This window comes from Cupriavidus sp. GW821-FHT02F09 (assembly GCF_059421605.1).
In genome coordinates this window covers 465,624-485,642 of record NZ_JBWKVH010000001.1, presented here as the reverse complement: position 1 = coordinate 485,642, position 20,019 = coordinate 465,624, and the positions used below count along the sequence as shown (strand labels likewise).

Below are 20,019 nucleotides of genomic sequence, written 5' to 3'. Positions count from 1 at the left end.
GATTCATTCTCCTTCCAGCGCATCCGAGGGTGCGGCCAGTGCGCGACTACGCAATCCTGGGTGCTTGAGCAAGGCGGCGGCATGCGAGTTCAGCACCGGTCCGCGCGTCATCAGCTTCATCATGTAATAGACGCCCATCCCGAAGACCAGGAAGTAAACGATGACGAAAATCAGCAAGGAAACCCCGGCAAGCTGGGCGCTGATCGGAGAGACGGAATCTTCCGTGCGCAGCACGCCATATACGGTCCAGGGCTGGCGGCCGACCTCGGTCGTGATCCATCCCGCCAGCAGCGCGATCAGCCCGGATGGCCCCATGCACAGCACGAGCCACTGATACCAGCGCGTTTCATAGAGGCGGCCACGCTTTCTCAGCAGCAGGCCGAGCAGCGCGGTCAACAGCATCAGCATGCCGAGTCCCGCCATGATCCGGAACGTCCAGAACAGGATCGGCGAGTATGGCCGGTCCTGCCGCGGAAATGCCTTCAGGCCGCGAATCTCGCCATCCCAGCTGTGCGTCAGGATCAGGCTGCCGAGATGAGGGACCTTCAGCGCGTAGTGTGTCTCTTCCGACTCCATGTCGGGAAGACCGAACAGATTGAGCGCCGTGCCGCCCTTCTCCGTTTCCCAAAGACCTTCGATCGCTGCGATCTTGGCCGGCTGATACTCGCGCGTGTTGAGGCCATGCGCGTCACCCACGACGATCTGGACCGGTGTTACCAGCAGCAGGATCCACAACGCCATCGAGAAGCTGCGCTTGACCGGCACATCGCGCCGCCCCTGCAACAAATGCCAGGCGCCGCACGCGGCGACCATGAATCCCGCCACGATGAACGCCGCGATTGTCATGTGCGCGAGGCGATAGGGAAAGGACGGGTTGAACACCACCTTCAGCCAGTCGACCGGGACAATGCGGCCGTTCTCCATGGCGAATCCTTGCGGGGTATGCATGAAGCTGTTTGACGCCAGGATCCAGAATGTGGAAATGAGCGTACCCAAGGCAACCATCAGTGTCGCGAAGAAGTGCGCACGAGCACTCACCCGCTGCCAACCGAACAGCATCACGCCGAGAAAGCCTGCCTCGAGGAAGAAGGCCGTCAGTACCTCATACGTCAGCAGCGGTCCCGTGATGTTGCCCGCAACCTGCGAGAACCCGCTCCAGTTCGTGCCGAACTCGTAGGCCATTACAACGCCGGAAACCACGCCCATGCCGAAGCTGACCGCGAATACCTTCGACCAGAACAGGAACATATCCTTGTAGCTGCTATCCCCCGTCGCCAGCCAGCGCCATTCCAGCACGGCGAGGAAACTCGCCATGCCGATGCTGATCGCTGGAAAGACGATATGGAATGAAACGGTGAAGGCAAACTGCAGCCTGGCAAGATGTAAGGCATCGAAGATTTCCATGATTCTCACTTGCACCTGGAAGGAAGGGTCCACGGCATCAGCCAGGACCGCGCGATTCAAATCGAAGATGGCCCTTCCGGATCGCGCGAGGCCGGAGGGGGGCACGCCGAACCGGCTAACCGGAGACACACCGGAGCGCGAGGGCATCAAATCTGGATACGACGATAGTGCAGTTTTGAGAGGGCATGCAAACGAATGTCGCTGCACGAGAACTGTGTTCCGTCGATTCGTATTGAGCTGTGCCCGAAAACCGGGTGCGCATCGCGATAGCATGCAAACTGTGTTCTGCCTGACCGAAGTCGTGGCGTTCGCATACAGCTTGCAGCAACAGCAGCGGCCATCGGATCTGTGCTCTAGCGATTTGGCGCGGCGGCGCATATAAATCCAACTGTCAGGCTTGACGCGGACTGCCCACGGCATGCGGCATGCCGTACTCACGAATGTTCTGAACTGCTGAATTAATGCCTTCAAGGGGTCCCCAATGTTGCAATGCCCGTCCGTCATGGATCGAACCGGTAGCGTCGAATGCACGGTGATTCGCCACAGGCACGGCGACGAGTTTCCGATCTCGGATCACGTTGCGGAAGAACTGCCCGTTGCGCTGGTGTTCAACGGCATCTCGCACGCCGTGATGATGGCCACGCCCATCCATCTGGAAGTATTCGCGCTGGGCTTCTCGCTCAGCGAAGGGATTGTCGAGCGCGCCTCCGACGTATTCGATATGGAAGTGCTCTTCCATGCCGGCAGCGCGGAAGTGAGGCTGACAATTTCCCAAGAGGCGTTCGCCATCTTGAAAGGAAGGCGGCGATCACTCGCCGGGCGTTCGGGGTGCGGCGTCTGCGGAATCGAGAGCATCGCGCTGCTGGACCTGGAGCCGGCGCGCATTCTTCACGCGGGCTCGGCGGCTGACATCGGCACCGAAGCCGTCTGGCGCGCCACTCGCGAGTTGCCCGAGCACCAGATGCTCATGCGCAAGACGGGGGGCGTCCATGCCGCGGCTTGGTGCGCCAGGGACGGTGCCGTGCTCGAGGTCTTCGAGGACGTCGGCAGGCACAACGCACTCGACAAGCTGATTGGCCAGCTTGCACGAAGCAAGGCAGACACGCGCGCCGGCTTCGTTCTGCTTTCCAGCCGCGCCAGCTACGAGCTTGTGCGCAAGGCCGCGCGCCTCCATATCCCGATGATCGCGACAATCTCGGCTCCCACGACCCTCGCGATCGACATCGCGCGCCAGGCGGGGATCCGGCTGCTCTGCTTCTGCCGTGGCGACGGCTTCGTGGAGTACACGCCTGCGGCCTGCGACGCGGCAATCAATGCCATGGCGCCGAGCAGACAGCACGGGATGCGGTGAAGGGCCATGCACAGATGCGCTTCCCGCAGGCCATTCTCGAGCTTTGCGATGCGTAACTGTACTCTTCGGATCCTCGGCGAACTGTATGCGCGACCCCGCCCGGGTCCGGCTTATGCTGAGTCCAGGCCAGCCGCATTGGCAGACCGGCCGCGCTCGCCCTCCGGCCCGAAGCCTCAAGACAGATGCCGGAGACCGGCCCTTCCACAGTCTCGCCTCGCATGCCACCGGATAGATCGTGAGCGCTATCAAGCAGAACGTTGCCTCCCTCTTTGCCGACACCCGCATATCGGCTGACGTCGATGCCGATGCCGATGTGCTTGACCGGCTCGGTCGCCCGCTGCGCGATCTGCGCCTCTCGGTCATCGACCAGTGCAACTTTCGCTGTACGTACTGCATGCCACGGGAGGTCTTCCCTGCCGACTACGCATTCATGCCATCGGCCGACCGTCTGTCGTTCACGCAGATGGTCAAGATCGCAAAAGCATTCACGTCGCTCGGTGTCGAGAAGATCCGCATTACCGGGGGCGAGCCACTGCTGCGGCGCGGCCTGGAAGCACTGGTGGAGCAGCTTGCGAAGCTGACGACCGTGTCTGGCAAGCCGTTGGAAATCGCGATAACGACAAACGGCACGCTGCTCGCCGCCAAGGCCCGCGCGCTCAAGGACGCCGGCCTGAGCCGCGTGACCGTCAGTCTCGACGCGGTAGAAGACGCCGTATTTCGGCGTATGAGCGACGCCGACGTGCCTGTGTCGCGCGTCCTGGACGGCATCGAGGCCGCGTCCGCCGCCGGGCTTGCGCCGGTCAAGGTCAACGCGGTGGTGCAGCGGGGCGTAAACGAAAGCCAGATCCTCCCACTCGTGCGCCTGTTCAAAGGCACTGGCGTGGTGGTGCGATTCATCGAATATATGGACGTCGGCGGGGCCGACTTCTGGTCCGATGCCGCGGTGCTCACGGCTCGGCAGACCCGGGATAGGGTCGAAGCCGAGTTTCCCCTGACCCCCGTCGAACCGGGGCCGGGATCGAGCACCGCGCTCCGCTACCGTCACACGGACGGCGGCGGCGAGGTGGGTTTCATCGCAAGCGTATCGCAGCCGTTCTGCGGATCGTGCTCACGTGCGCGCGTTTCGGCTGACGGCCAGCTCTATACCTGCCTGTTCGCCAGTCAAGGGACCAGCCTCAAACCCTGGCTGTCGGAGAGCGCGTCGGAGGCACAGCTGGCACAGGCGATCCGTCACCAGTGGACCGGCCGCGCCGACCGCTATTCCGAGCTGCGCGCAACGGCCCGCAGCAACAGGCAGAGTCAGCGTTACCCGACTGTCCGCATGTCGCTCGTCGGGGGTTGAATCTTCACCAGTGGGTACGAAGCAAGCCGATACCTGGAGAACAACAATGACATCAACGTTCCATCCAAAGATGACAGCCGACGACGCACCCGGCACGGGCAGTGAGGCCCGCGCCGAGGACGACGCGCAGAGCACGGAGAGCGCGGACTTTGCGCAGCGTGCCATCGCCGCCGGCTTCGAGGTGCGCGTGCAGCACCAGCCGATCGACTTCGCAGCGCAGATCGATCCCATCATGCGCAATCCCAATGTGGGTGCGGTTGTGAATTTCCTGGGGGTCGTGCGCCAGTTCGGTGACGCCGACGATGTTGCGGCGCTCGAGATCGAACACTATCCAGGGATGACCGAACGGGCACTATGGAGCATCATCGAGGAGGCAAACGCGCGGTGGCGACTGGATGCCGTGAAGATCGTGCATCGGATCGGTCGAATCGCGCTCGGCAATCCGGTGGTCCTTGTCATCGTCGCATCTCAGCATCGTGAGGCAGCGTTCGATGCATGCGAGTTCCTGATGGATTTCCTCAAGACCTACGCGCCCTTCTGGAAAAAAGAGATCCGACGCGACGGCACAGCGGAATGGGTCGAATCCAAGGCACGAGACGAGCTGGCTGTGAACCGCTGGGGCTGACCCCCCGCCCATCCAGCCAGAAACCGAAAACAGGACAGCGCACATGAAACTCACCATCAGGTACTTCGCCAGCATTCGTGAACATCTTGGCGTCACGCAAGAGATCGTCGATATCCATGCGCCCGGGATCACCGTAGAGGGCATCAGGGAAACGCTCGCATCGCGAGACGCCCGCTCGGCGCAAGCGTTGCAGACCCACCGGCCGGTACGGGCCGCTGTCAACCTGGAACTGGTCGATGGCGCCTTCGTGGTGCGCGAGGACAGCGAGATCGCGTTCTTTCCGCCTGTCACGGGCGGCTGATCGATGCCAGACCGATGCCTGACGGCAGGGCCCTGGACGCAGGGCCACCCCGGTATCGCCCCACCCGCCTTCCGTCAGCGGGCACACATCGCGACGAGCTTGCCGACCTCGATCACCGCTTCCTCGATCCGACTCGACCACGGGCTGCTGTAGTTGAGGCGGATAAAATTCCGGTAGCTGCCGGAGTTCGAGAACATATACCCTGGCCCGATCGTGATGCCGCGGTCTAGCGCTAGCTGATAGAGCTGCATGGCGTCGACCTTCGCGGGTAGCTCGATCCAGAGCACGTAGCCGCCGGCCGGGCTGGACATGCGCGTTCCCTCCGGAAAGAAGCGGGAAACCATGGCGCGCATCAGGTTGGCCTGCTGCGCGTAGGCCTTGCGAATCCTCCGCAGATGATGCTCGAAGCCGTCACGCTCGAGATACTCCGCGATGGCAAGCTGCGGAATCGTCGGCGTTGCCAGGGTATTCAGGAACTTGAGCTTCTCGACCTGATCGCGGTAGCGGCCTGGCAGCGCCCAGCCAATGCGATAGGCTGCCGTCAGGCTCTTCGAAAACGACGAACAATGCAAAACGATGCCCTTGCGGTCATAGGTCTTCAACGTGCTGGGATGCGTGTCGCCGAAGTACAGCTCGTTGTACACGGCATTCTCGATGACCGGAATGTCCGCTCTCGTCAGTAACTCGACGAGTTCCCGCTTGCGCTCATCCGGCATCTGGAAGCCAAGCGGATTCTGGAAGTTGGGCATGACCATGCAGGCTGCGATCGGCTGCGACTTCACAATCCCTGCCAGAGCAGCAATATCGATGCCGTATTCGGGATGCGTCGACACCTCGATCGCCTTCATGCCCATGCGCTCGATCGCGTGCAGCATGGCGTAGAACGTTGGCGACTCGACGGCAATCACGTCCCCTGGCTTTGCCACGGCCTGAAGGCAGATATTGATCGCCTCGGTCGCGCCGACGGTGACGATGATCTCGTTCGGGTCGACCGGCATGCCGTTCTCAAGGTAGCGGCGCGCGATCTGCCGGACCAGGCGCGGATTGCCGGGCGGAAGCGCGTTCGTCACGTTCCAGAGCGTCTTTTCGCGGCCCGACATATAGGCATACCGGTTCAGCTTCTCGAACGGGAACATAACGGGATCCGGGTACGGTGAGCCGAGCGGTACGGCATCGCCGGCGCCGATCGAGCGCAACGTCGAAAGCACCAGCCGGCTGACGTCCACCGAGGCAGACATGGCGATCGGCTTCGAGGCTCGCAATTCTTGCATTTGCCGCTCGTCGCTTCCGCGCTGCAGGTCGACGAAGTAACCGGACTGCGGCCGGCTCACCAGCAGGCCGCGGCTTTCCAGCAGCAGGTAAGCATGAAGTACCGTGGTGATACTGATCCGGTGCTGCTGGCTAGCCTGCCGTACGGAAGGCAATCGTTCGCCATGGCGGTAGACACCCTGCTGGATCAGCCGCTCGATATCATCGGCGAACTTCTCGTAGAGCTTCAATGGACGCTCCTTCCAACCGGGTCACCGCCAAGCGCATCGCGGTGGCGGAAATCTTGATCGTCCGATTGCAACTGCGCGGCCGAACAGCATGTGTCAAATCTGATGGCGCTGATGCCGGGCAGCGCAATGATGTCGATTCGTCCGGGGTGCGACCCAGCGACAAGGTTGGGGCGGACTTCGCTTATCTTCCCTGCTTCGTCTCTCACGACGGTAGCTCCAATGAATGCGCGTCAGCGAGCCTTGGGGACTGGAACTGGCCACGCGTGATTTTGTTGGAAGGAATAGTAGGGGCGAAGCTGTATTCATAAGAAGCACACATGCGTGCGTCGAAATAGAACACAGTTGCAGTCTAGGCGCGAGATATGGAAAGCTGTACTTCACATCGCGATGCGGTGCTTAGATCGCCACGTGACAAGCTATGCGGAAGGGAAGTTATTTGGTTTCGCCGCAGCCGGCGAGCACTTTGAGCGCGAAAATCGAGGCAGCGCGTTTAGCGCAGCATGTCTTGATCGGCACTTCTTCTGGCAAGGGCCAGTGTGCCTGTCCGGCGTTGGCGCCAAGGATCGGCAGCGCGTGCAAGAAGAAGCGGATCCGGTGCTGGCTTCAGGGCCAGGTTGTGGTCCGGCGCGGTCCGGCGCGGTCCGGCGTGGTCCGGCGCGGTCCGGATTAAGCGCTCGCCCGACACGAGGGAGCGGGTCAAGGAGTGCCCGCTTCAGCCCTACTCCACCTTCTCCCAGCCTGCGTCCGGCGCGAACACGCTCATGGCCTTGGCCCGTGAGGTTGTGCCGGCGCCAAGATCGCGCTGGTACAAGGTGCCGCTGCTGTCGAGCGCGAAGGTCTGCGTGCCGGTCTTGCCGTACGCCACCGGCCACGCCAGGAACACGTATTTTGCCTCGCTGCCTTTGCCAGGCGTAACGATGCGGTAGTGGTAGCCATGGAATGCTTCGGCGGCGGGCGTATCCGGGCCCATCACCAGCGCATCCGGCCCCAGCGGGCTTTTTTCGGCATCGGAGTCGGCGGGCCAGTACAACCCGTCGGTCTTGCGCCGGTTGTTGACGTTCACGTTGTTCTAGAACATCTTGCGGAGATTGCCCCACTTTTCCCGCCGCTTTCCCGTTGCTTTCCCGCCGCTTTGGTGCCTGCGCCACGCCCATGGATAGTGCAAGCGAGAGAATTCATCTCGTCACAAGGTAATTTGCATGCCCGCTGGCGGGCGCCCACCGGACTGCGTGCCCTGGACCGCCCGGTGCGCTATGTGCTGGAGCTGTCGCACTCGCGCTATTTGCGCAGCCGCTATTCGACCAATGAGAGAACGACTACGGCCACGATCACAAAGGCGATCCCTATCCATCCGATCGGCTTCAAGCGGTGCCCGAAAAGTAGCCGGCCGCAAACTGCGGTTCCCAGGATGCCGATGGCGCCCCACATTGCATAGGCGACGGCGATATCCATGCTCTTGATGGCCTGGCCCAGTAAGAGGAAAGCTGCCCAAAGGAGCAGGATTGCGCCAACTCCCCACCAAGCCTTTCGAAATCCATCGGATTTCTCCAGCATCATATTTGCCACGATATCAATCGCAGCCGAATCGCCAATGAAATGCCAGACGGCGCCATTGCGGATGCCGAGCCAGACAGGTGCTCAACCGTCGCTGAGCTTGCGCGAGCGCCAGCGCCCGTCGCCCTGCTTGCAGAACCAGCCGGTCCAGTTGTCTTCCTGGTCCGCGCGTTTCAACTGAAGCTTCAGTTGGCGGCAGGACTGGCCTTTATCGGTCTTGCCGTTCATCGGCGTCAGATTTCCCTCGATTGGCTTGCGTTTTCCCGACGCCGGGTAGGTCCACGGCACCACCGCACCGTCGGCGCCATCGTCCAGCGTCTTGCTGACCGTCTTGTATAGTGCGGCCGCTTCCTTCTGGCTCATGCTCCCGATCACGGTGCCATGGATGAACGAGTCGAAGTATGCGAGAGCCGGCGCGGCAGGAACAAGCGTGACGGCGCAGAGCAGCGCGCGTCGGAGAAACAGGCGAAGCGACATGAAAGGTATCCTTAAGTGGGTCGCTGAAAGAGCGGGGAACATGACCCGGCAAACGTCTGTCGACTAGGCCGCCAGCTCTTTGCAGAACATGAAAAAGCTGCCTATGGTAGCGCAATAGCCACGCATGATCGAGTGCGTATTCCGAGCGCTAGCCTGCATCCCCGCAAGGGGGATTCTGCCGCGGCTCGTGGCGAGCCGATTTGCCGCGGCCGCATTCGCAAGCCGCCGCGATGACCGCCGTCAGGCCTTCAACTCCCCCAGCGCATCCTCGATTTCCTGCTGGAACGCCGGCCATAGCCCCTGGAAGCTCTCGAGCCCCTCGCTCCTGACCAACTGCTGCAGGCCGTTGCATAGTTCCGCCAGGGTCGCATTTCCCACCAGTGCGAAGCCTCCGCTCAGCGAGTGCAGTGCATTGAGGACGGCGTCGGCGTTGCCCGCCCGCAAGGCATCTGTCATGGCCGCCATGGTCTGCCGCGTGGCGGAGTGCATCGCCTCACAGATCTGCGGGGTGATCGGCAATTCCGGCAATTCCGGCAACTCGGGCAATGTCTTGTCGCTATCGGATTCCTTTGGCGCGCTGCGGCCAGCATGCGAGCGCAGAACGCGCCCCAGCACCGCGAGCGGCAAGGGCTTGACCAGCACCGTGGAAATGGACGATTCCAGACTGCGCTGCGCCTGTTCCGGTGTGCTATGCGCGCTCATCGCGACGACGGGCAAGCCTGGATATTGCTGCCGGATGGCCGATGCCAAGGCATAGCCATCCATCACCGGCATACCGATGTCCGTCAGCACGATGTCGTATTGCCTTTGCGCAAGCGCCTCCAATGCCTTCCCGCCATGCTCGACAATCGTCGCGTCAATGCCGAGTTGCTCGAGCTGGTCGGCCAGCATGGCACGGGTTGCCGGGTGGTCTTCCGCGACAAGCACCTGGATGGGCCGCTCGCCATCACCGGACTCCACCGCGCTGGCAGCGTCCGATGCCTTGGCTGTCGCCGCTCTCCCGGCCTGTGCGACTTGGGGAGGCTCCTCCGTGCGTTGCAATGGCCACCTGACCGTGAAGGTGCTGCCCTGCCCCGGCGTGGAGCTGACCGAAATATGGCCTTGCGCTGCCTCCACGATGCGCTGGCACAGCGGCAGCCCGAGGCCGGTGCCTCCGTAACGTCGATGGATGGAACTGTCAGCCTGCGTGTAGAGCGCGAACAGGGTTGGCACGACGGCTGGATCTATCCCGATACCGGTATCCGCAATCTCGAACTGCACGACAGATGTCTCGTTGTCCTGCACAAAGGCGGCGCGGACTACCACTTGGCCGGATTCCGTGAACTTGATCGCGTTGCTGACCAGGTTGGCGATCACCTGCCGGATCCGGGTCGGATCGCCAAGAAAGTAGCCGGCGGCACCGGGCGAGATTTCACAAGCCAGCGCCAGGCCCTTGGCCTCCGCAAGCGGCGCAAACGTGTCGCGCACATTCTGCAGCAGCTGGTCGCAACGCAAAGGAATGGATTCGAACGTCAGCTGCCCCGCTTCCACCTTGGACACGTCCAGCACGTCATTGATGATGCGAAGCAGCGAAGCGGACGACGACTCGACGATCTCCAGCCTTCGCCGCTGGCCGGCAGACAATGGCGAGCGCCCCATCAGCTCCAGGCAGCCGATCATCGCATTCAGCGGCGTACGGATCTCGTGGCTCATGATGGCAAGGAACGTGGACTTGGCCTTGTTGGCCTGGTCCGCCGCCTGGCGCGCCTCCCTGAGCTTTTGCTCCGTCTTCTTCTGCGCGCTGATGTCGTGCAACGCGCAAAGCAGCGCCGCCTCCCCGCGATACTTGACATGGGTGAAGTTCACCAGCAGATGCGTCAAGGCTTGCGTGTCCGTCCCAAGGGTCAGCTCCTGGCCGATCAACGGCCGGTTCCTGTTCGGACGGCCCGGACGCGCCTCCGACGCGCGCCGATAGAGCTCCCACATGCGCTGGCTCAGCGGCGGCGCGCCAACCTGCTCGGCATACCGCGCCATCACGTTGTTGCCCACGATCACACGGCCATCGGCCTGCGCAAGCAGGCTAAGGCCCACCGGTGCGGTATGGATCAGCGCGCGGTTGAGCTTCTGGCTCTCCTTCAGGCGCACTGCGCGCCGGTAGCCCGGAATGAGGATCTTGCGGCGGTAGATGACAATGCGGACCCACAACGCCAACCATCCCACCAAGGCAAGGGCGCTGATCGTCAGCAGGCGATACTTCAGGCCGGCCAGGATGGTGTAAGGCGTGTAAGCATAAACGAGGGTCCAGTCCGTCCCTGGCAGGCGCTCACTGATCTTGAAGACGCCGTCCCTGAAGGCCTGTTGCACGCCCGGCCGCGCCGCGGCGGTATGCGTGGCAGCCACATGGTTGATGAAGTCGCTGCGCTCGGCGTCAGGCGTCAACAGCACCTTGCCGTGCCCGTCGAGAATGGCGAACTCGCCCCCATCGACCGGATTCTGCAGGCCATTCAGGAACCGGCCTGGACGCCTGTTGGCAACGACGACGGCGAGCGGCCTCCTATCGCTGTCGAACAGGAACTGTGCGAAGCGGACCACCAGTTCACCCGATAGCGGATCGAATTGCGGCGCCATCCAGATCACGTCCGCCGGCGTGGCTTCGGGATGCTCCACCGCGGCCTGCGTGAGGCTGACGACGTCTGGCCAAGCCTCCTTGAACAATCGGAGCGCATCGGGCAGGCGGGACACCGGTACCGCGTAGCCGCTTCCCGACCGGAGCAGCGTGGCCAGGAAATCCCCCTGTACTGAAAGGAAATAGGTGTTGGCGGAAAGCTCGGGCGTGCGCGTCAGCACGACACTGGATTTGAGCTGCTTCTCCACCATTGCCAGAAGCGGCAAGAAGCTCGCAGCGGGCCGGGCGTCGCTGACCTCGGTGGTCACGGCATAGACCCGGCGGCCCGAATCCTGAATGATCCGCAACTGGCCATGATTGGAAAGGTACTGTTCACGCAAGGCTGGCGACGGCAGCGCATGGCGGTCCCACACGCCTTCCGCATAGCCCGTGCCCCGCTTCAGGACCGCGCTGGCCCCCGTCATGCTGACCAGGAGCCTGGATTGCTGCGTCAGAAAGCCCGCGCGCGCGGCCGCATTGTAGTCACTGGCCGCCATCCACACGGCCAGCACCGAGCACAGCAGGATGAAAGCCGATAGTGCGGCACCACCGCCGTACAGCAGGGTGAGCTGATACCGCTTCATCAACTCTGGATTGAAGTCGCGGCGGCCGCGGGAAATGCGGTGCCTGACAAGGGGCTTCAGTTTCACGGCGACGTTGACATCATTCTGCTTCTGTTGGACCTATCAGGCGCACAGCCGGGCGTCACGCTTCCTGTTGGCCGTCTTCCGGCTCCGGCTGCGGCTCCGGCTGCGTCTCGTTGCCGCTGTAGCGGATCAGGTCCGCGTCGCGCGTGACCCCGAGCTTTTTCATTGCCGCAACCTTTTGCGCGCTGATGGTCTGCTTGCTACGATGCAGCTGGGCGGCAATCTCGCCCACCTTGTAGCCCGCCCGGAACAATCTCACGATTTCCGCCTCCCGGGCACTCAGCTTGCGCGTGGCGCCCGGGTCCTCCTGGTCTTCGAGCAAGGACGCCACGGTGGGCGACACGTATTGCCCACCGGTATAGGCGGCATGCACGGCGGTGACGATATGCGCCATGGCATCGGACTTGCTCAGTATGCAGGTCACGCCAAGCGTCTGGATGGCGCGCAGCACCGCGGGATCGTCCACCATGGTGATGGTCACGATGCGCACCTCGGGGTACCGCCGCAAGATCATAGAGATGAGTGCTTGTCCGTCGCCGTACTTACCGTCCGGCATGACATAGTCGAGCACCAGCACGTCGCACGGCTGCTTGCCGAGCGCATCGACCAGCTCCGTGGAATTCGAGGCTGTGCCGGTTACCTCAATGCCGCCGGCCCCCTGCAGCGAATGGGCAATGCCAAGCAACGTGACTGGGTGATCGTCCGCCACCATGACACGCAAATGAAAGTCATCCATCAAGCCCACGCTTGTAGAAAATTGCACAAGACCCCAAGGTGCGAATGGCGAATAGCGCAACGTCGCCACGAACCGTTCTTGGTCCACACGGCGCCAGGGGTTTCAACCCTGGCCGCAATGATACTCTTCGATCACTTTTCCGCCTATAAGTGCGAAGTAGACCATATCCATGGTATACGATCCGTGCCTTTGCCCCCGCACTTGCCAGCCGGGCATGGCTGGCGCGTCGATTTCTTTCACTCTGACCTGCAGAATCAGACTCGTCCTATTTAGTAATGCCTGCCATCCTTTTATCCTGTCGGTATGAAAGGATCTCTCAGCACCCTCGCTCTGCATCAAGCCCAACTCCATGGCACGCCATTGCATGGTTGCGGCGCGCGCACCCACGATAAGCCCGCGGTTCCGGGCAATGCGAGCCGTCATCGCATCCTGGTCGTGGAAGAGACTCCGCTGCATCTCTCCACCACGATGCAGATGTTCGCCTGTCAGGGCGACCATCATGTCGAAGGCTACACCGATGGAGCCAAAGCCTTGCAGCGCCTGGGCGAATGCCCTTTCGACCTGGTTGTCACCGGCCTCAATGTGGCCGGCGTTGACGGCATCCAGATCATCCAGAGCCTGCCTACGTCCGCGTTCGCACCGGCGCTGGTCATCACCAGCACCGCGCCGCGGCCGATACTGGTGGGCGCCCGCAAGGTCGCCGAGTCGCGGGGCATCGCGGTGATGGCAACGTTGCCGAAGCCGCTCACCCAGCAAGGCGTGCATGCGGCGCTTGGCGCGTATGGCGAGAGCGTGAAGCGTGTCCGTCCCGCCCGCCCCGGCAACACCCCGGATTTTCACCGCGACGCCCTGATCGCCGCCATGGAAAACGGCGAAATGCAAGCCTGGTTCCAGCCGAAGTACGCGCTGGTCGACGACCTGGGCCATGCCGCGGAGGCACTGGTGCGTTGGGAACACCCGGAATTCGGGCTCCTGCTGCCCGGCGCCTTCCTGCCCGCCATCGAGCGCGAGGGGCTTGAGGACCGTTTGCTGCAGACCATGCTGGCGCAGACGCTCGCCGCCCAGCAAGACTGGAAGGCCCGCGGCCACGATATTGCCGTCTCCGTGAACCTCACCACCAGGCTGCTGGATGACCCGGATCTTCCCGATCGGTTGCATGCGCAGGTAACAGCGGCCAAGGGCGATCCACGGCGCATCTGCTTCGAGTTGACCGAAGACTCCATGGAAATGCAGGAAAGCAACTACTACGCTGGCGCATGCCGCTTGCGCATGCACGGCTTTGGCCTGGCCCAGGATGATTTCAGCAGCGGTTTCAGTTCGTTCTACAGACTGGTGGCGACGCCCTTCACGGAGCTGAAGCTGGACCGGTCCATGGTCAAGGACGCCATCATGATCGACGCCTTCCGTGCCGCCCTTTCAAGCGTGGTGCAGCTTGGGCGCAAGATGGGCCTGACCGTGGTGGCAGAAGGCGTGGAGACCGAAGCCCAACGGCGGCTTCTCCAGGAGCTTGGCTGCCACAGGGCGCAAGGCTTCCTGATATCGCCCGCCATCCAGCAAGACGCCGTCCCACGCTTCTTCTCCGCAAGCTGATCCGGCGCATGGCGCTGCCGTCGACCGTCAATTACGGTCACCTGTCGTCGTTTTGACCTTTGCCTGGAAACGGATCGTGGTGATTCGTTGTGATTCGTGGCGATCCGTGGCGCGCCCTCTCCTTTAGCGCTGCCGTTTTCCTGGCTGCCGCCATATAGGCAACCGCGCTCCCCGCCCTCCCGCCCTTGCTGACCGCCTCCCGGCTCGCATCGGCCACAACAAGGTGTTGCCTCATGAACCGCCCTGAACGCCTCGCCGCGGGCGCCCTGCCAGCCATCCTGGCGCCCCGCTCAAGCACCAGCCCGTTGGGCACAGCCAAGCACAAGCCCGGCAAGACGGCCACCTGCGCGCTGCTATGTAGCGCCCGCAACACTGGCTGCCACCCCGAAACCCGCGCCACAGCGCGCCCTGACGTCGCCGGAGATGCCGGGCCGCAGATGAAAAATTGATGGAATTCCCGCCTGTGACCCGGGGGATGAAAAGTGTCAACAATTGTAAAAATTAGGACTTGTCCTATTAAGCCCTGAAAATTTCGTACATGTCCTATGTATCTGGGACGAGGAATCGTAGAAGATACACATCTTGCAACTCCACACGTCACCATCGCTATAGGGGATAACCAGACAATCAGCAAACAAAGGGGCCATGGTTAATATGCGTAGATTAAATATAAACGTGGTGATAGCCGACGACACTCCATTGATACTGGATGGCTTGAAATGCGCACTAAATTCAATTCCGACGATAAACGTCCTGGCATCATGTGAATCGTCAGCTGAACTCTTCAGCACTTTGTCCGACATCAGTTGTGATGTTGTTGTAACCAACTACTCCATTCGTGGTGGAGAATCCGGCGATGGGCTGTCTTATTTATCCCGCCTCCGCCGGCTTCACCCAAACGTGAAAATTGTTGTACTGACCAGATACAAGCAGCCCGCCATCATCAAGTCTGTTCTGGCCCTTGGCGTCTCCGCCATCGTGGGTCGGCATGATGATGCAACCGAGGTAATCACTGCCATTCATGTCAGCGCTTCAGGCGGGGAATACATTTCTCCACGGGTCCGCCTGGCGCTAGCTTGCTTGCAGTCCAGCATCGATCGGTCACAACCGCTCTCGGCCCGAGAAACCGAGGTAATGCGCCTCTATATATCGGGCTTGACCGTCGGTGAAATCGCAGTCCTTCTCAAGAAGGGCAAGCAGACAATCAGCTGCCAAAAGATGAGCGCCATGCGAAAGCTCGGCATAAAGAGCAATGTTGATCTCATCAAGTATGGCAATGACATTAGTCATAGCCAGCATTGATGAACTGCATTCGCAGCGGCACCCCGCCATCTTCTGGCTGGCTTCCCTGATACCGGGTCGCCCACAGTACCGGCTGTGAGCCACTCAGTACCGAGGTAATCACTCATGAACGAGTGTGCAGCCTCGACCCTTGCATGAATGCAAAGCCGTTCGCTCGCGATATTGCTGAGTGGCCACGCATTTCAAGCAACCTTTGCAACTTACTTTTAACAACCTCCGAGAGGAAACTTGAAAATGAAAACGAAAATTCTGGCAATCACCCTGGCAACGGCTGGCCTGATGACCGCAGCCGGTTCGGCGCAAGCCGCCGACGGCACGATCAACTTCACCGGCAACGTGATCGCCTCCACCTGCAAGATCAACGCCGGCACCAACGACCTGACCGTGGCGCTGCCGCGCGCGAGCACCAGCGCGCTGTCCAAGGCTGGCGCCACTGCGGGCCGTACGCCGTTCGTCCTCGCGCTGACGGGCTGCAGCGTCGCCAAGGATGCACCGACCAAGGTCTCGGTTTCCTTCGAACCCGGCACGAGCGTCAACGCCGACACCGGCCGTCTGAAGCTGCAAGGCGCCGACGCCGCGGGCAACGTGGAAATCGGCCTGCTGAACGATCAGTTCAAGCCGATCAAGGTGGGTGCAGCCAGCGCCGACCAGAACTCGCAGATCGTGGACATCGATGCCACCAGCGGTGCCGCGAAGATGAGCTACGCCGCCGAATACACGGCAACTGGCGTGGCAACGGCGGGTACCGCGAACTCGTTCGTGCAATACACCCTGATGTATCCCTAAGCGCGAAGACGGATCCCTGATTTCCGGGGATTGATCGTACCAGCTTTGCAAGCCGCCCGGCCTGAACGGGTCGGCGGCTTGCGACAGGAGGTATAACTCAAAGGACAGTCAAGATGAGACACAGCATTCCGAAGTTGTTGAGCGCGATGGCGATTGCGTCGGCATCGATTGTTTCCGCATCGATTGCGACAACGGCCAATGCCACGGTCGTCGTGTCAGGAACCCGCCTGGTCTTTCCCGCCGAAGAGCGCGAGATGACCATCAAGCTCACGAACGATGGCAAGCTCCCTTCGCTGGTTCAGGCCTGGATCGACAAGGGCAACGGCAATGAAAATGAAACGCCGGACAAGATCGACGTGCCGTTCACGCTCATGCCGACCATGTTCCGGGTCGAGCCGGGCAAAGGCCAGACCCTGCGTGTGATCCATACCAACGAGCCGATGGCGACTGACAAGGAAACGCTGTTCTGGCTCAACGTGCTGGACGTTCCCCCGAAGCCGAGCGCCGAGGATGAGCGCAACCTGCTCCAGGTCGCCTTTCGCACACGGATCAAGCTGATGTACCGGCCGACCGGCCTGCCCGGCAAAGCCGAGGAAGCCCCCGCCCAGCTCAAATGGCAGCTCACCAGGGGCACAGGCGAGCACCAGTATGTCCTGAAAACCATCAACCCGACCCCTTATGTCGTCAGCCTTGGCAGCGTCCAGCTGAAGATGGGTGGGACGACACTCGATGCCGGCATGGGCCATGTGCTGCCCGGCGCGTCGCAGACCTTCCCGGTCAAGGGGCTGGAATCGATGCCCACCGCGCCAGCGACCGTCGAGTTCAACAGCATCGACGATTGGGGCGGCAGCAAGAATACCCAGATGCCCGTCGTCACCGACCTGCGGCAGTAGCCTGGCCGGTCGGCACGTCATCACCCGCTCCACTGCTTGGGGCACAGAAATCTCTCATCAAAGTCAGCGTTGCGCGCCCGTGCGCCACGTACGCATGTCGGGCGGCAAGATCGGACCCCAGATTCGATGTCGTGGTCCGATCCATGATCGCCTGAAGTCTCACTCCCGGAGTGTTTTGTATGCCGCCGATTCAGCGTCCGAATTCCGATATTGGTCACATGCCGCAGCTGCGGCCAATATGCGCATTGCTGCTGACCAGCCTGGCCGGCTGGCAGACCAATGCGCACGCGGACGGCGGAACACCGGAGGCGCCGGAGCCGCTGCATGTCGCGCAGGTCGAGTTCGAGGGCGGCTTTCTCAACAACAGCGCCGGCACCGTTGACCTGTCGAAGTTCCAGCGCGCCAACGTGGTCCAGCCTGGCACGTACAGCGTCGACCTTTATGTCGAGCAGAACTGGGCCGGGCGCGCCAGCGTGCCGTTCAAGGCCGTGCCCGGCACGGCGGATGCCCAGCCCTGCTTCAGCGAAGCGCTGCTGAAGCAGGCCGGTGTCAATCTCGCCAAGCTGCCTCACCATGTGAAGGTCTCGCTCGCCGAGCCCGGTGCCTGCGTTCGTCTCGGGCAAGCCATTGCGGACGCGAGCAGCAGCTTCGATTTCAGCGAACAACGGCTCACGCTCAGCATTCCGCAGGTTTCGCTCGTGCGTAACCCGCGCGGGTACGTGAGCCCGGATCAATGGGATCAGGGCGTCCCCGTCGGGATGCTCGGCTACAACCTCAACGTCTACAGCACCAAGAACCAGGGCAGCAGCACCCAGACACAGGGATATCTCGGCCTGAACACGGGTTTCAACCTGGGGGCCTGGCATTTCCGTCACGACGGGTCGTACAACTGGGATGACAAAGGACGGCAAAAGTACCAGAACGTTGCAACCTATGTGCAGCGGAGCCTGCCGTCGCTGTCGTCGCAACTCGTCATCGGCGAATCCTATACTTCGGGCGAGCTGTTCGATTCCACCCAGTTCCGCGGGGTGCGCGTCTACACGGACGACCGGATGCTGCCGGATTCGTTGCGCGGCTACGCGCCGGTGGTGCGCGGCGTGGCCAAGAGCAATGCAAAGGTCACGATTTCGCAGAACGGCGTCAAGCTCTACGAAACCACGGTGGCACCGGGCGCGTTCGAAATCGACGATCTTTACCCCACCGGGTACGGCGGCGACCTGAACGTTTCCGTCACGGAAGCGGACGGCATCGTGCATTCGTTCTCCGTGCCGTATGCGGCCGTGCCGCTGTCGCTGCGCCCCGGCACCAACCGCTACAGCGTGGTGGCGGGAACGGTGCGCAACCAGCAGAGCTCGAAGAATCCCCTCTTCACCCAGGCCACCTGGCAGCGCGGCTTCACCAACCTGCTGACCGGCTATGGCGGCATCACCGTGGCCGAAGGCTACGTGTCCGTGATGGGCGGCGGCGTGCTGAACACCTCGTTCGGCGCCATGGGCGCCGACATCACGCAGGCACGCACCTTGATCCCGGGCGTGAAGCGGTTCGACGGCTCCAGCGTGCGGGTGAGCTATGCGAAGAACGTGGTGCAGACCGGCACCAACGTTTCGATTGCGGCTTACCGCTATTCGACAGCCGGGTACTTCGGCCTCAATGACGCCATGCTCGCACGCGAGCAGGCCGAACGCGGCAACTCGATCGACACGGTATGGCGGCAGCGCAATCGTGCATCGCTGACGCTCAACCAGCGCCTGGGCGAGCGCGGCGGCAACCTCAGCGCGACCGCCTCCACGGCAACGTACTGGAACCGCAGCGGTTCGGACGTGAATTATTCGGTGGGCTACAGCAATGCCTACAAGAATATTTCCTACAGCGTTTCGGCGACACGCCAGCGCAGCCCGAACGGCGGCATGAGCACGCAGTACTACGTCGGCGTGACGATTCCGCTGGGCCGCAAGACCCCCGTGACGGTGTCGGGCAACATGGTGCACGACAGCAACGGGAAAACCCAGCTGCAATCGTCGCTCTCCGGTTCGGCCGGCCTGGACAACAATTTCTCCTACGGCCTGAACGCCAATCACGCGTCCGGAGACGGCAGCTCGACGACCAATGGCGGCGCCAACGTGATGTATCGCGCGCCGGTCGCCGAGCTCAGCGCCAGTGTCAGCGGCGGCGCGGATTACCAGCAGGCCTCCGTGTCGGCGCGCGGCGCCATGGTCGCGCATAGCGGCGGGATCACGCTGTCGCAGCCGCTGTCGGAGACGTTCGCGATCGTCGAAGCGCCGGAAGCGGCCGGTGCGCGCGTGACCAATGCGTCGGGCGTGCGGGTGGACAGCCGGGGCTACGCCATCGTGCCGTACCTCACGCCGTTCAATATGAACATGATCGAGCTGGATCCGAAGGGCTTGTCGACCGATGTCGAGCTCAAGGAGACCAGCCAGCGCGTGGCGCCGCTGGCGGGATCCGTCCCGCTGCTGAAATTCGCCACGGAGTCCGGGCGTTCCGCCCTGATCCGGTCCCGGCGGCCGGACGGCTCGCCGCTGCCCTTTGGCGCCACCGTGCTCAACGAGCAAGGCAAAGAGGTCGGCTCGGTCGGCCAGATGGGCAAGATCTTCGCGCGCGGCCTGGAGTCGCAGGGCGAGCTGACCGTCAAATGGGGCAAGGACAAATCGGCGGTGTGCCATGTCCCCTACAAGCTGCCGGAGCGGAAGAAGGAGAAGGGGCTGCAGCCGCTGCAGCGCATCGATGCGGCTTGCGCGGACGGAGCAGAAAGGCCGTCCTATGCGGTGAACCGGCCGAATCGCTAAGAAGGCGGTTCGGACGAGCAGGACGCTGCGCGATGTGGGGGGCTACGCGCGCAGCGAGATCTTA

The 20,019-nt window shown here is 62.3% G+C and carries 21 protein-coding genes; 13 read left to right on the top strand and 8 right to left on the bottom strand.

The features are described from left to right. Positions 1–3: 3 nt before the first annotated feature. The gene (locus tag AC07XB_RS02430; protein ID WP_492827056.1) at positions 4–1,404 is read right to left on the bottom strand and encodes a cytochrome ubiquinol oxidase subunit I; all 1,401 of its coding nucleotides are present in this window, start codon (positions 1,402–1,404) and stop codon (positions 4–6) included. 481 nt (positions 1,405–1,885) lie between these two features. On the opposite strand from AC07XB_RS02430, the gene fdhD reads away from it, so the two are divergent. The 4 genes from fdhD to AC07XB_RS02410 all read left to right on the top strand — a co-directional run bounded on the left by fdhD (position 1,886) and on the right by AC07XB_RS02410 (position 5,023). Next, positions 1,886–2,755: a formate dehydrogenase accessory sulfurtransferase FdhD gene (gene fdhD, locus AC07XB_RS02425; protein ID WP_492827058.1), complete on the top strand. Its 870-nt coding sequence runs from the start codon at positions 1,886–1,888 to the stop codon at positions 2,753–2,755. A gap of 283 nt (positions 2,756–3,038) precedes the next feature. Next, positions 3,039–4,097 (top strand): GTP 3',8-cyclase MoaA, encoded by a 1,059-nt coding sequence (gene moaA / locus AC07XB_RS02420; protein WP_492827347.1) that lies wholly within the window; start codon positions 3,039–3,041, stop codon positions 4,095–4,097. A 46-nt stretch (positions 4,098–4,143) separates the two neighbouring features. Then, positions 4,144–4,722, top strand: coding sequence for a molybdenum cofactor biosynthesis protein MoaE (locus AC07XB_RS02415; protein WP_492810341.1), 579 nt, complete (start codon positions 4,144–4,146; stop codon positions 4,720–4,722). 43 nt (positions 4,723–4,765) lie between these two features. After that, positions 4,766–5,023: a MoaD/ThiS family protein gene (locus AC07XB_RS02410; RefSeq protein WP_416048496.1), complete on the top strand. Its 258-nt coding sequence runs from the start codon at positions 4,766–4,768 to the stop codon at positions 5,021–5,023. Between the two features lie 74 nt (positions 5,024–5,097). Here AC07XB_RS02410 and AC07XB_RS02405 read toward each other — a convergent pair whose 3' ends face one another. After that, positions 5,098–6,522 (bottom strand): aminotransferase-like domain-containing protein, encoded by a 1,425-nt coding sequence (locus tag AC07XB_RS02405; RefSeq protein WP_492375074.1) that lies wholly within the window; start codon positions 6,520–6,522, stop codon positions 5,098–5,100. On the opposite strand from AC07XB_RS02405, the gene AC07XB_RS02400 reads away from it, so the two are divergent. Next, on the top strand, positions 6,522–6,830 hold the full coding sequence (locus AC07XB_RS02400) for a hypothetical protein (RefSeq protein WP_492810271.1): 309 nt from the start codon (positions 6,522–6,524) through the stop codon (positions 6,828–6,830). The two genes, AC07XB_RS02405 and AC07XB_RS02400, sit on opposite strands and share 1 nt — an antisense overlap. 410 nt (positions 6,831–7,240) lie before the next feature. On the opposite strand, the gene AC07XB_RS02395 is transcribed toward AC07XB_RS02400, so the two are convergent. The 4 genes from AC07XB_RS02395 to AC07XB_RS02380 all read right to left on the bottom strand — a co-directional run bounded on the left by AC07XB_RS02395 (position 7,241) and on the right by AC07XB_RS02380 (position 10,518). Next, positions 7,241–7,585 (bottom strand): DUF2950 family protein, encoded by a 345-nt coding sequence (locus AC07XB_RS02395; RefSeq protein WP_492827060.1) that lies wholly within the window; start codon positions 7,583–7,585, stop codon positions 7,241–7,243. A 230-nt stretch (positions 7,586–7,815) separates the two neighbouring features. Then, a complete protein-coding gene (locus AC07XB_RS02390) occupies positions 7,816–8,115 on the bottom strand; it encodes an SMR family transporter (RefSeq protein ID WP_492810339.1) in 300 nt (99 codons plus the stop codon). A 45-nt stretch (positions 8,116–8,160) separates the two neighbouring features. Next, entirely contained in the window at positions 8,161–8,553 is a 393-nt protein-coding gene (locus AC07XB_RS02385; RefSeq protein WP_150985900.1) for an RT0821/Lpp0805 family surface protein, read from the bottom strand. 240 nt (positions 8,554–8,793) lie between these two features. Then, a complete protein-coding gene (locus AC07XB_RS02380) occupies positions 8,794–10,518 on the bottom strand; it encodes a hybrid sensor histidine kinase/response regulator (protein WP_493688029.1) in 1,725 nt (574 codons plus the stop codon). A gap of 414 nt (positions 10,519–10,932) precedes the next feature. On the opposite strand from AC07XB_RS02380, the gene AC07XB_RS02375 reads away from it, so the two are divergent. Both AC07XB_RS02375 and AC07XB_RS02370 read left to right on the top strand, forming a co-directional pair. Beyond that, positions 10,933–11,139, top strand: coding sequence for a hypothetical protein (locus AC07XB_RS02375; protein WP_492375076.1), 207 nt, complete (start codon positions 10,933–10,935; stop codon positions 11,137–11,139). A 208-nt stretch (positions 11,140–11,347) separates the two neighbouring features. After that, complete coding sequence (locus AC07XB_RS02370; protein ID WP_492375077.1) at positions 11,348–11,473, top strand: hypothetical protein; 126 nt, start codon at positions 11,348–11,350, stop codon at positions 11,471–11,473. A gap of 429 nt (positions 11,474–11,902) precedes the next feature. On the opposite strand, the gene AC07XB_RS02365 is transcribed toward AC07XB_RS02370, so the two are convergent. Both AC07XB_RS02365 and AC07XB_RS02360 read right to left on the bottom strand, forming a co-directional pair. Next, the gene (locus AC07XB_RS02365) at positions 11,903–12,580 is read right to left on the bottom strand and encodes a response regulator (protein ID WP_492810266.1); all 678 of its coding nucleotides are present in this window, start codon (positions 12,578–12,580) and stop codon (positions 11,903–11,905) included. Positions 12,581–12,682: 102 nt separating this feature from the next. After that, on the bottom strand, positions 12,683–13,081 hold the full coding sequence (locus AC07XB_RS02360) for a hypothetical protein (protein WP_492827062.1): 399 nt from the start codon (positions 13,079–13,081) through the stop codon (positions 12,683–12,685). Between AC07XB_RS02360 and AC07XB_RS02355 the strand changes: the two genes are divergently transcribed. From AC07XB_RS02355 to AC07XB_RS02330, 6 genes are all read left to right on the top strand, one after another. After that, a complete protein-coding gene (locus AC07XB_RS02355) occupies positions 13,055–14,170 on the top strand; it encodes an EAL domain-containing response regulator (RefSeq protein WP_492827064.1) in 1,116 nt (371 codons plus the stop codon). The two genes, AC07XB_RS02360 and AC07XB_RS02355, sit on opposite strands and share 27 nt — an antisense overlap. A 233-nt stretch (positions 14,171–14,403) precedes the next feature. Beyond that, the gene (locus tag AC07XB_RS02350; RefSeq protein ID WP_493688024.1) at positions 14,404–14,619 is read left to right on the top strand and encodes a hypothetical protein; all 216 of its coding nucleotides are present in this window, start codon (positions 14,404–14,406) and stop codon (positions 14,617–14,619) included. 196 nt (positions 14,620–14,815) lie between these two features. Continuing rightward, positions 14,816–15,472, top strand: coding sequence for a response regulator (locus tag AC07XB_RS02345; protein WP_492376524.1), 657 nt, complete (start codon positions 14,816–14,818; stop codon positions 15,470–15,472). A gap of 234 nt (positions 15,473–15,706) precedes the next feature. Beyond that, positions 15,707–16,258 carry a fimbrial protein gene (locus tag AC07XB_RS02340; RefSeq protein ID WP_492827066.1) on the top strand — a complete coding sequence of 184 codons (552 nt, stop codon included), beginning with the start codon at positions 15,707–15,709 and terminating at the stop codon, positions 16,256–16,258. A gap of 146 nt (positions 16,259–16,404) precedes the next feature. Next, a complete protein-coding gene (locus AC07XB_RS02335) occupies positions 16,405–17,151 on the top strand; it encodes a fimbrial biogenesis chaperone (protein ID WP_492827068.1) in 747 nt (248 codons plus the stop codon). Between the two features lie 179 nt (positions 17,152–17,330). After that, positions 17,331–19,955: a fimbria/pilus outer membrane usher protein gene (locus tag AC07XB_RS02330; protein ID WP_492827070.1), complete on the top strand. Its 2,625-nt coding sequence runs from the start codon at positions 17,331–17,333 to the stop codon at positions 19,953–19,955. Positions 19,956–20,019: the final 64 nt, after the last annotated feature.